14 protein-coding genes are annotated in these 10,825 nt (G+C 46.5%); 3 read left to right on the top strand and 11 right to left on the bottom strand.

The window, feature by feature from the left end; genetic code table 11:
- The 3 genes from OEM52_10670 to OEM52_10660 form a co-directional block, all read left to right on the top strand.
- A partial coding sequence (locus OEM52_10670; GenBank protein MDK9700596.1) for a T9SS type A sorting domain-containing protein occupies positions 1-394 on the top strand: 394 nt, incomplete at its 5' end.
- Between the two features lie 163 nt (positions 395-557).
- Positions 558-1,685, top strand: a complete 1,128-nt coding sequence (locus tag OEM52_10665) for a tetratricopeptide repeat protein (GenBank protein ID MDK9700595.1) — start codon at positions 558-560, stop codon at positions 1,683-1,685.
- Between the two features lie 245 nt (positions 1,686-1,930).
- Complete coding sequence (locus OEM52_10660; protein MDK9700594.1) at positions 1,931-4,246, top strand: T9SS type A sorting domain-containing protein; 2,316 nt, start codon at positions 1,931-1,933, stop codon at positions 4,244-4,246.
- Between the two features lie 62 nt (positions 4,247-4,308).
- Here the strand turns inward: OEM52_10660 and OEM52_10655 are convergent, their stop codons facing one another.
- The 11 genes from OEM52_10655 to OEM52_10605 form a co-directional block, all read right to left on the bottom strand.
- The gene (locus tag OEM52_10655) at positions 4,309-4,671 is read right to left on the bottom strand and encodes a response regulator (protein ID MDK9700593.1); all 363 of its coding nucleotides are present in this window, start codon (positions 4,669-4,671) and stop codon (positions 4,309-4,311) included.
- Between the two features lie 45 nt (positions 4,672-4,716).
- Entirely contained in the window at positions 4,717-5,196 is a 480-nt protein-coding gene (locus tag OEM52_10650) for a chemotaxis protein CheX (protein MDK9700592.1), read from the bottom strand.
- Positions 5,197-5,214: 18 nt separating this feature from the next.
- The gene (locus tag OEM52_10645; GenBank protein MDK9700591.1) at positions 5,215-6,258 is read right to left on the bottom strand and encodes a chemotaxis response regulator protein-glutamate methylesterase; all 1,044 of its coding nucleotides are present in this window, start codon (positions 6,256-6,258) and stop codon (positions 5,215-5,217) included.
- Positions 6,248-6,727 (bottom strand): chemotaxis protein CheX, encoded by a 480-nt coding sequence (locus tag OEM52_10640; protein MDK9700590.1) that lies wholly within the window; start codon positions 6,725-6,727, stop codon positions 6,248-6,250. The genes OEM52_10645 and OEM52_10640 overlap by 11 nt, the downstream gene beginning before the upstream one ends.
- Entirely contained in the window at positions 6,717-7,112 is a 396-nt protein-coding gene (locus OEM52_10635) for a response regulator (protein MDK9700589.1), read from the bottom strand. The genes OEM52_10640 and OEM52_10635 overlap by 11 nt, the downstream gene beginning before the upstream one ends.
- A gap of 8 nt (positions 7,113-7,120) precedes the next feature.
- The gene (locus tag OEM52_10630; GenBank protein ID MDK9700588.1) at positions 7,121-7,969 is read right to left on the bottom strand and encodes an HDOD domain-containing protein; all 849 of its coding nucleotides are present in this window, start codon (positions 7,967-7,969) and stop codon (positions 7,121-7,123) included.
- Entirely contained in the window at positions 7,966-8,346 is a 381-nt protein-coding gene (locus tag OEM52_10625) for a chemotaxis protein CheD (protein MDK9700587.1), read from the bottom strand. Before OEM52_10625 ends, OEM52_10630 begins: the two co-directional genes overlap by 4 nt.
- A 97-nt stretch (positions 8,347-8,443) precedes the next feature.
- Positions 8,444-9,268: a methyltransferase domain-containing protein gene (locus OEM52_10620; protein ID MDK9700586.1), complete on the bottom strand. Its 825-nt coding sequence runs from the start codon at positions 9,266-9,268 to the stop codon at positions 8,444-8,446.
- Entirely contained in the window at positions 9,265-9,762 is a 498-nt protein-coding gene (locus tag OEM52_10615; GenBank protein ID MDK9700585.1) for a chemotaxis protein CheD, read from the bottom strand. The genes OEM52_10620 and OEM52_10615 overlap by 4 nt, the downstream gene beginning before the upstream one ends.
- A gap of 12 nt (positions 9,763-9,774) precedes the next feature.
- A complete protein-coding gene (locus tag OEM52_10610) occupies positions 9,775-10,272 on the bottom strand; it encodes a chemotaxis protein CheW (GenBank protein MDK9700584.1) in 498 nt (165 codons plus the stop codon).
- 36 nt (positions 10,273-10,308) lie between these two features.
- On the bottom strand, positions 10,309-10,825 hold a 517-nt coding region (locus tag OEM52_10605), incomplete at its 5' end, for a chemotaxis protein CheW (GenBank protein ID MDK9700583.1).

The raw sequence follows: 10,825 nt of genomic DNA, 5'->3' as shown, positions 1-10,825 counted from the left end.
CTCTTACACCGTGGGTGATGAGTTGTTAGCGGACATTCGGTTTATTTCGAGTGCGTGCGACACTATTCTTGTTCCGGTATCGCTGACAGTCACAAACGATATTCGAAACGAGATAACTTCCGGATTGCCGCGGGTCTATTCGTTACATCAGAATTACCCGAATCCGTTCAATCCGACTACTGAGATCCGCTTCGATCTTCCCGCCGCAGGAATGGTGAGACTCGAAGTATTTAATGTGTTAGGACAGAAAATAGCAACGTTGGTCAATCAACCGTTACAACCCGGTTACCATACCGTACGCTTCCAAGCAACCGAAATGCCCGCTGGCGTATACTTCTACCGGATGGAAGCAGGGGCATTCCAAGCGATGGAGAAAATGATTCTCATGAAATAAACGAGTTGGATGTTTTTCATAGAGTGTCAATGTCTTTTGTTGAGTCGAATAGGGTAAGTAACGAAACAACATTGATTTAGTATGTGATTATCGAAAAACTTCAAGATTCAGGCGGGAATTTTCTCGCCTGTTCTTATATTACGGGTATGTCGAGAAGTAACCCATGAATCAAAATCGTCAGGAATATTTTTCCAATCTTCTGAATGAAGCTCGACAAGCTGCTTTGTCGGGTGACACCACTGCTGCGCTTGAAAAATTCACAGAAGTTTATCAATTAGCGAAGATGAGTGATCGTGATATCATTAAAGCTAATGCTGCTGGCAATCTCGCGAATGTGTATTTGATGCGGGGTGAAGTCGAGCAATGTTTCTTTTTGTACGAAGAAGCGCTCGAAATCTATGAACGATTAGAGGAACGATTGCATGCAGCTCGAACCCGGATGAACCTTTCGAATCTCCACCGTCAACAGGGCCGTACCGATCTCGCAATGAGCTTGCTGAAACAGGCGCGAAGTGAATTTCGTGATTTGAATTTGCCAATCTACGAAGCGACTGCACTTACAAATTATGCTGTCGTCATGATAGAAACCGGTCTCTTTCAAAAAGCTGATCCGGCATTAGCGGAAGCGATCGAGCTATTCGAAAATGCCGGGGAGCACGACCAATCCTGTAACACCCGGATGACCTACGCCCGCATCTTGTTGGAAATGGATCAGTTCGACAAAGCCTATGATATGATCCAAGTCGCCTTAGAAATTATCCATCGCCAACAAAATCGCCGCGAAGAAGGGGTAGCCCTTGGTGTGTTAGGTGAGTACTACACCAAAAAACAACAGTATTCCGAAGCGATTGCTACCTACGAGGAAGCATTGCAGCTCAACCGGGAAACCAACAATCCTCGATTCGAGGCTGCGGTATTATTGGCTTTGGGTGAATTGCAATTTGAACTAGGGGCGTACGAAGAATCAAAAAAATTAGTGGAGCAATCGCTGCCGTATTATCAGCAACTGCAGGATCCGCGATCGGAATGCGGCGCTATGCAAGCGCTTGCTCGTGCGAATTGGAAGTTAGGCGATTTGGATACCGCGTATCATCACGCCCATCGCAGTATGGAATTAGCGCGCAATGTCAATGATGTTCGGATGGAAGCCCATTCACTGGAAATTCTTGGGCACATCGAAATTGAACTAAGCGAAACCGAAATCGCGAAAGAATACTATCGTGGCGCATTAGAACTTTTCCGTAAAGTAAAAGACATTTCTTCTATCGAACGTATCGAAGCATTGCTTTGATAATCTCCTATTCTCTACCTTATTAACATCGTTCCCAAAAATCGTGGTCGCGACATTACCTTCGGTGAGCCGCATGGCGGGTTCCTGTCGCGGTGGGTTGGGGTGGCAAAGAAAATGTCCGCCCGCATTGGAGGTTGGGCACTCTTGCCTGACGATATTCAGTAGGGGCGTGCCGCGCACGCCCGACTACAACCCCGTACGTCGGACATTCTTGTCCGACATTGGAATGGAATAGAGGTATCACGATGAAACAGTTTAGTTGGATACTTCTCCTCTCTCTCACCCTGACCGGAGCGACTTCAGCCACACCGCGGTGGGGAGATGATTTTGATTGGTTGGGTGATACCCTTGCCATTACCGTTCCGATGGGGATGATCGGATTTGGCGATACCTTGGTGTGTCGTACCCCAACCTCGATGTTTGCCATGCGGCAGACATCCGACACGACCTTCCAAAAGCTGTGGCAACTCAACGTACCGGTTACCGCCGAAGCGCCCTTATTCCTTGGCGCATGGGATAAGTACTCCCATATCGTCCGCGATTGCAACCGCTTCTACTACGGCTGGCCAAGAGCGATGGTAGAATGGAATGGCATCGATCCACCGGTATATCGTGGTGCGGTGAGAAACGGTACAACCTTTGTACCCGATACCGGTTTTTTGGCGAAAGCTTATAACAATAATGAGCCATACCGAAACATTCGTCCGCGATTGCATGATAACATACTCCTACTGGCAAACCGGGTATACGCCCAAGACAGTACAGGAACGTTAAACTTCAGCGGCTATACCGATAACGATACCGTGAAGTATGAGGAGTATACAATACGTGGGAACTATGCATACCGGGTTTCCTCACGGCACAGTCTGCTTTCGGTGGTAAAACTTGATACAACGCCAATCCGCGAAGTGTACCGTACCCAAACCGCGTCATCGAAATTCTGTAGAATCATCAATGACACATTGATCACAGCATACGATAACATATGGTCGGTGTGGTCGTTGGAGAATCCCCGACAGCCGCAATTGATCACAACCAACCCCCTGCAATTCAAATTGTCAATGATGTGGGACGAACCTGTAGACAGTGTATGGTTTGCCTGGGGTTTATTTCAGCGGGAGGGTTTTTTTAATGAAAACCGGTTCTATCTGCTTTCCTTTGAGAATGGTGTCGCCGCACCGACAATAGTCGACTCCGTGGGTTATGTGTATCGTGGCCATTATGATCATACTATCACACCGAACAATGTTGCCCATCTGAATCGGGGTTGGTTTATGCAATTCCATTTGTATTCAATGACCCAGCCAAACGGATTGTTGCAGTTGCGGCAATACCGCGATGAATTCAATCGACAACGACTCGATACCTTATGGTGTCATCGCCAAACAACCGGATTCGATTCTGGCTATTTAGCAAATCGCGATTATAGCTTAGACGCATGCGGCTACTGGGGGAAAAATGGAAGGGCAATCATCCAACGTGGGTACCGCTATGCACAGTTGGTCGCCGATACTGTCAATGCCCACCATGAAATCCGTTGGCTCCCTCAAAGCTTAACTCCTTACGGACACGATGGCGACCAAGTCATAGCAATGCGCAACAACTATAACGACTCCCTCTTCCATTTGTTGACATGGACAAACGGGCAGTGGAGCGATCAAACAATGCCGATGCCGAATTCCGCTCAATACATCGCTCACTTTCAATACAATCAAATCATTATACGGCAGGGCAATGGACATTTTTACGTATATTGGATTGAAAATGGCGTACTTGTTCCTAATGGGACAATTGTTCAACCAAATGGTCTGTGGGAAGTGAGAGCGTTTCATGGTGAAAATACAATTCTAAGTCGATATGTAGAGCTCAATAAAGATAGTTTGTTATGGTATCGGAAAGTTGGGAATGAATGGATACAACAAAATTGGCATGCTATCGATAGTACTGATTTATATAGTAGTCTACAATCGGATACATTGTTTACTGCAAATCAATATATTTATGTCTTACCGCAACAAGGTCATCCTTATCAATCCCTCGATTTAACGGAGCAATTTCTCTCTTCGATCATTCAAAACCATTCTGTTGTTCGAATGGTAGGTAACAATGTATGGGCGAGAAATGACCACACGTGGCAAGGTTGGGTGGAACGGGGTATGTTCTTCTCTTACTGGCCATTCCTCTACTACGGTTCGGTGTTGTTGACGAACACGCCCGGCGCGATTTCTACTTACCGGATGCCGCCGAATAATGCAACACCCGAGTTGATTGGGACACTCCCATTTGATTTTGCCCTATCCAATCCCTACCCTAATCCTTTTAACTCATCGATTCACTTCCGGGTCGATCTCCCGCGTTCCGCAATGACCGAGTACGCCATCTACGACGCCATCGGACGCGAAGTATACACCCAACCATCCGAACGCCTTGCCCCCGGGTCCTACACCCTCCACTGGAACGGTCGCGATAACAACGGTATTCCGGCAAGCAGTGGGGTCTACTTTATTCAAGTCCGTGCCGGAACCTTCGCCGCCGTCAAGAAAGTTGTCTTGATGAAGTAATTGCTCAAAGAAAACGCGCACGTTGAAATCATGCGCGTTTGGATTGAAAGCGAGGTTTGAAATCATGCGAGCAGTTTCATCACTTTATCGATAAGGTCAGTAGGGGTGAACGGTTTCACAAGATAATCGTTCACACCAGCTTTCAGTGCTTCGATAACTTCCGCTCGTGCGCCTTCCGTAGTAACCATTAGGATCGGAACCGCTTTATACGATTGATTAGCTCGAACCGCTTTCACAAAAGTTAAACCATCCATCACCGGCATATTCCAATCGGTGAGGATAATCTGAATATCCGGCGTAAGCAACTGTAATGCTTCCGATCCGTCTTTTGCTTCCATAATATCGAGGTAACCGTGCGCATTCAGATTCTTGATAATCAATCGTCGCATGACCGAGGAGTCGTCGACAACTAACATTTTACCCATAGTGTTCTCCCTCAACTGTTACGAAATACAGTTGGTTTTGATTGATTATCCTTTATTTTTCAATATCTTCATCGAAACTTTTAGATAAAAGGGATGCTCATCGATTGTAAAGGGAATCACTAACACCGGCGTATCCAGCTTGTGGTGAATAGCATGCTGTGAACCAATGACTATCGTTGGAATCGAAATATGAAATGAAAGCTCCTGCGAAGCCATCTTCTTTTTCACAGTGCCGGCAATGATGTTGGCAAACTCACCAACCATGTCTTTCACTTCGTTTGTGATACCGTTTACCGATTCGCCCATCGTTAACTCGTATAGTTCGATGGCAGCTTCCTTGGAAAGGCAAAGCGCGACTGAACCGGCGACTTGTGGTCCGACAAATCCGATGATACCAGATATGTCGCTTTCTGTGTGACTGTTTTCCTGCAAAAACGGGGCGCTGCGTTCTGGCGTCGTTTGCATCATCGTCTGAAACATTTCATACAATGCTTCAATGAAAGGATTGATAAGGTTTGCGTCCATTCGATTATCTTTCTTCGTTTATCTCTCTTCGTGGGATTTTACAGCGGTCAATATCGCCCCGGGAATTCCAGATAGCGATACAATTTTATCGACTCCACCCAGTTTAATTGCCTCTTTAGGCATACCAAAAACGATACTACTCGCCTCATCTTGCGCGATAGTATAGGCTCCAGCTTGCTTCAATTCGAGCATCCCCGCTGCACCATCGTTTCCCATTCCAGTTAGAATAACACCAACGGCGATTCTTCCAACCGAGCGGGCAACGCTACGGAACATGACATCGACAGCTGGACGTTGGCGGCACACTAACGGCCCGTCGCGGACTTCTGCAAAATAACTCCCGGCAATTTTCTTGACCAGCATGTGGTAATTGCCCGGTGCAATAAGCGCTCGACCCGGCAACAACTGGTCGCCGTTCTCCGCTTCTTTAACAGAAATCCGACATAATCCATTTAACCGGTCGGCAAAATAACGAGTGAAGTGCTCCGGCATGTGTTGTACGATAACGATGGGGGGAGTGTTATCTGGTAAAACGGTTAGGATTTGTTCTAATGCGACGGTTCCACCGGTCGAAGCACCGATTGTGATGATTTTATTAGCAAATTGTTGCCGTGCAATTGTAGCGACTGGTTTTGCTTTGGCACTTTCTGGTACGGCACATTTCGTAGGGTCGACATCAGCAGCAGCCAATACTTTTTCTATGAGCTGAATTGTCCATTCACCTGCTGGCTTCATCGTAGTCGGTTTTGCGACTACGTCTACAGCGCCAGATTGCAACGTCGCCATCGCAATCTCACTTCCCGATGTTGTAAGAGCAGAAATGATAATCACGGGAATCGGATAATACCGCATCAATTTTTTGAGGAATGTCAATCCATCCATCTTAGGCATTTCGATATCGAGTGTAATGACATCAGGTTGCAACTCGACAATCATATCGCGCGCTTTGTAAGGATCGACTGCGGTGCCAACAATATTTATGTCCGGTTCCCTGCGCAGTTCCTGGGTCAAGAACTGGCGAATCACTGCACTGTCGTCTACAATTAGGACATTAACTGGCATGGCGGTTTCCGCCAGAACGGTACATTACAAAAACAGGAAACTCGTCATCGACTTGAAAAGCAACAGTAGTATACTGGGAACGATTTTCTGACCACTTGTCACTTTGCAGTGGCGTTACGACTGGTGCTAACAATGTAAACAATTCACTTTTACCGAAAATCACCGGAAGCAATTGTCCGGCGAAGATATTCACCAACTCACCGGTACTATCTCGCATCACGACTGGATCAATAACTCCGTCCGGATCGGCGCCAATCATATTGGCTACTAACTGCAATGCGAACAATTCCGAAACTTGTACGCCGATAGCACCCGACAATTTGCCACAACGAAACTCGACAATCGACTGTAACCCTGCTTCCGATGGATCGCTCTCATCGTCTCCCGGTGCGAGATCGGCAAACTGATAAGAAGTTTTCGAAAGTATAGAGGGAAAGCATTCGATGATTAACTCACGTTCATTTCTCATCTTCGTCTCGCCCTTTCATTACAATTTGAATTGCCTCGCGGATTGACTCCGGAGTAAAAGGCTTCTGTACATAAGCGCGCACCCCTTTTTGCCGCATTTCTTCGATCCGGGTTTCCGAACCCTCCGAAGAAACGATGATAACCGGAATCGAAGATAACAGACCATCTTTCGACATTTGGTCGATCATTTCGATCCCACTCATAATCGGCATGTGTAAGTCGGCAAACACTAAGTCGATCCAGTTTTTATCCAAGACTTCCAAAGCCATCGCGCCATTTGAGGCTTCAAAAATTTGTCCAATCGTTAAATCGGTTAGGGCAAGAACTTTCTTGATGACTGTCCGTACAACAGCGCTGTCGTCGACGACTAAGATCTGGTAAGCCATACTCTCTCCTAATCCGCCATTATTAGCTCGTCGGCGGCGACCAACTGCGTATGAACTTCATTCATGAGTTTAGCTACTGCAACCGGGTTTAGTCCGAACTTCTCAACAACAGTTGTATTCATTCGGAACCGTAATCCATCGGTGCCAACACCGATTCCTGTCATAAGAATTAATCCATTGGCAAGATGAATAACTTCTGTAAGTGTCTGATCGCCAGGCGCTAAATCGGGTGTAAGATGATAGCGAACGGCAGTAACAATTTCGTCCGGCAGTTGCCAGTGCGCAAGTACTTCACCACCTGCTTCGGCGGCGCTAATATCGAATTCTTTGTTTTCTACTTCGTCGTAGGAGAGTTCTTCTCTCTCAGCAATAGAATATAACTGATCTCGTACCGGAGCGACATAGGAGCTCATTATCAAACGACCAATATCATGCAAAAGACCTGCAGTAAATGCATACTCCGCAATCTGAGGATGCTGCATTGATGCAATCTGTTTGGCGGCAATAGCAACGGCTACTGAATGACGCCACAAGTCATTGTGTTCTAAGTCATAACCGGGAATCTCGACAGAAAGCATTGGATTGACTGAGGAGGCTATGACAATCTCAGTAATTTTCGCAAACCCTAACCGAATGATTGCATCGCGCACGGTACCCACTCTCACAGGTAGTCCGTAAAAAGCACTGTTTGCCATTCGCAGCACTCGCGAAGTCAGCGCCGGTTCCAGTTCAATAATTTTCGTGATTTCAGGAATCGTGGTATCGGGATGCCGCAAAAGCTGCATAAGTTTTAATGCTGCAGGAGGAAAGGTCGGTAGGTCGCTTAGTTGCGACAAAATATCGGCGCGGCGGTTCATATCTGATACTCCTTTCCGCTGCTGCGGATGGTCGTTACGCCAGTGGCAAGATTCAGTGTGACTGTCCGCGAAAGTGTACCGCCAACGTCTTCGCCAGCAATCAAGATATTATTTTTCCATAAAATCTTTCGTGTTACTGCGTTGTTACGTTCCCCGATTCGGAATACTCCTTTTTCATCCAGAAGCTGCGAACAGCCGGCGATTTTTACGACTAACCGATTTCGGGCTGAACCTTGTTGGAAGAAATCGGTTAACATCGCAGTTAAACCGGTATCGACGAACATCGCAGGTTGCTGTCTGGCTTTTTCTTCGTCGATTTTCGATAACGGCAACATGGAGTGAAGCATCCCGCCGATCCCTAACACCGGGTCGTACATTGTTACTCCAACGCACGAGCCCAGTGAGTATGTGATCAAAATATCGTCCGGTTGAGACGATACGATGTAATCAGAGATTTTTACAATTAAAGCCATACTAACGTAACGGTTTCCGGTAAATGGATGGTTTTACGGCTTGTAAATCACTTGTGAGACCGACTAAACTCTCGGCACTCCCCAAGATGAGTATTCCACCCGGTCGTAACAATCGATACACTTCTTGTAGTAAACGCGCTCGAAGCTCGTTTTCAAAGTAAATCATAACATTCCGGCAAAAAACACAGTCGAACGGACCGCGCATCGGATATGGCGTATCGGTCAAGTTCAACCGGGCAAATCGAATTGGTGTTCGTAGTTCATCAGATACAACATATATTTTTCCGGCAGCATCCTGTTCATGGGTTTGCTGCACCCGGTGAAAGTACTTATGACGATAACGATCTGGCACTTTAGAAAGCTTCTCCTCTGAGTACTTCGCCTGCTTGGCAGTAGCCAATACTCGGGTCGAAATATCGGTTGCCAGCATTTTCCACTCGAAGCGATTGGGGAATGCAGCTTCCTGAATCGTCATCGCAATAGTATAGGGTTCTTCTCCGCTTGAGGCAGCAGCACACCAAACCTTAAACTGGGTTTGACCTGCTTCCACACACTCCTTCACATATCCCGTCAAAAAATCGAAATGGATGTGCTCGCGATAAAAATAGGTAACATTGGTTGAAATCGCATCGATCAAATGGATGATCTCATCTTTGTGCTCTGGATTGACGACGTACTCATAATAATCCGATGCCGATGAAATATTCAGAACTCGCATCCGGCGTTGGATGCGGGCGCTAACCATCGACTCTTTTCCCGGAGCAAGATGTATACCTGTTAGAGTGTTGACGAGCTCGGAAAACTTGTGAAATAATTGAGGGTTCATAATGATTCGTTCGATGATTCAAATTGCCAATCCGATTTTCGGATTAGCCGTACTTTCATCACAGCAACTGTGCCGGAATGGGTGTCAAATGCGATCTTTCTTCCAAGTATGCCGCCGGTATCTTCCGATACAATCGTTACGCGATTTCGACGCAACAGGCGTCGAGCAATTTCGCTGTTTTCTTCACCAATTGTAATCGTGCGATCCCAATTGGGTGTTGCTCCACCGATTATTTGAGCTTCCAAATGTGTCTTTTTTGCGCCGTGCTCGTGAAGCAACCGTAACAACTCAGGTATCGCTACATTGCCATAAGCGGCAGAACCCATTGTTAAACGATGAATCCTTGGAAACTTGTAGTAGGTTGTTCCCCCGATACATAGCACTCGATCCCAAATGCAGACTGCAACCCCCGAACCTACGACAGCACAGATAATTGTCGGCGTGCGGCTGACATAAATATGCGCTGGCTGTAAAATGATCGCCGATTGCCGCATCTGTAAAATGCTTTATATGCTGTTGGGAATAGCTGTCAGTACTTCAGTATCCAATTCTTCACGATTCCACTGTAGCACCTTTTCGATTTCCAACAGGATAATTACTCGCTCTTTCACTTTGCCGATGCCTTGAATAATCGATGTATCAAGAGCTGAACCAAATTCCGGGGCATTCTCGATCTCTTCTGAGTGAATGTCGATCACTTCAGAAACTTCATCGACAACAATACCGATTTGAACATGATGAACGTCGATAACAATGATGCAGGTCAGATTTGTAACTTCGACGTCGGGTAGTCCGAATTTCCGGCGTAAATTTATCACCGGAATCACTTTTCCGCGAAGATTAATCACACCTAATATGTAGTCGGCAGTATGTGGTACTCGGGTAACATCCATCATACCGATGATTTCACATACTCGCAGGATCTCGATTCCATACTCTTCACGGTCAAACCGGAAAGTAAGATACTTGCCTGCGGTCTGTTTTTTACTGACTGCTGTTTCCATGGTCGCCTCGATTGCTAAATGTAAACGATTTGATAATTAACCGCGTGCCATGATAATGAAACCGGGGACATCGATGATGAGTCCGATCCGACCGTCGGCAAGGATAGCTCCACCAGCGATTCCGTTGACATCTTTCATTGCTTCACCTAAGTTCTTAATCACGACTTGTTGTTGTCCTAACAACGTGTCGGTGAATAATGCAACCCGTTGGTCGCCATCTTCAACTACGATTGCGGTTCCTTTGCGAATGTCGGTGACTGCATCGGGGATATTGAAGACGTTTCCGAGTCGAATCATCGGCAACAAGTTACCGCGAAACTTTATCATTTCACTGCGGCCGGAAATGGAACTTACATTTTCTTCGGTGAGTGACAATGCTTCTACCATTGAAAGGGTTGGGAGGATGTAACGTTCGCTTCCCGCTTGTAGCAACATCCCGTCGATAATCGCCAGAGTTAACGGGAGACGAAGCGTTATCGTGGTGCCTTTTCCATCGGTAGAATGAACTTCAACTGCGCCGCGCAATGCCTGAATGTTCCGCAGAACCTGTCCC

This window comes from bacterium (assembly GCA_030247525.1).
Lineage (GTDB): Bacteria > Electryoneota > JAOADG01 > JAOADG01 > JAOADG01 > JAOTSC01.
Note: the sequence above shows the minus strand (reverse complement) of the source record. Positions and strands in the feature narration are given on the sequence as shown.

Excerpts from the sequence above, each read along its gene's own strand:
- OEM52_10665 (MDK9700595.1), top strand. The coding sequence starts at position 558 with ATGAATCAAAATCGTCAGGAATATTTTTCCAATCTTCTGAATGAAGCT.
- OEM52_10660 (MDK9700594.1), top strand. The coding sequence starts at position 1,931 with ATGAAACAGTTTAGTTGGATACTTCTCCTCTCTCTCACCCTGACCGGA.
- OEM52_10655 (MDK9700593.1), bottom strand. The coding sequence starts at position 4,671 with ATGGGTAAAATGTTAGTTGTCGACGACTCCTCGGTCATGCGACGATTG.
- OEM52_10650 (MDK9700592.1), bottom strand. The coding sequence starts at position 5,196 with ATGGACGCAAACCTTATCAATCCTTTCATTGAAGCATTGTATGAAATG.
- OEM52_10645 (MDK9700591.1), bottom strand. The coding sequence starts at position 6,258 with ATGCCAGTTAATGTCCTAATTGTAGACGACAGTGCAGTGATTCGCCAG.
- OEM52_10640 (MDK9700590.1), bottom strand. The coding sequence starts at position 6,727 with ATGAGAAATGAACGTGAGTTAATCATCGAATGCTTTCCCTCTATACTT.
- OEM52_10635 (MDK9700589.1), bottom strand. The coding sequence starts at position 7,112 with ATGGCTTACCAGATCTTAGTCGTCGACGACAGCGCTGTTGTACGGACA.
- OEM52_10630 (MDK9700588.1), bottom strand. The coding sequence starts at position 7,969 with ATGAACCGCCGCGCCGATATTTTGTCGCAACTAAGCGACCTACCGACC.
- OEM52_10625 (MDK9700587.1), bottom strand. The coding sequence starts at position 8,346 with ATGTACGACCCGGTGTTAGGGATCGGCGGGATGCTTCACTCCATGTTG.
- OEM52_10620 (MDK9700586.1), bottom strand. The coding sequence starts at position 9,268 with ATGAACCCTCAATTATTTCACAAGTTTTCCGAGCTCGTCAACACTCTA.
- OEM52_10615 (MDK9700585.1), bottom strand. The coding sequence starts at position 9,762 with ATGCGGCAATCGGCGATCATTTTACAGCCAGCGCATATTTATGTCAGC.
- OEM52_10610 (MDK9700584.1), bottom strand. The coding sequence starts at position 10,272 with ATGGAAACAGCAGTCAGTAAAAAACAGACCGCAGGCAAGTATCTTACT.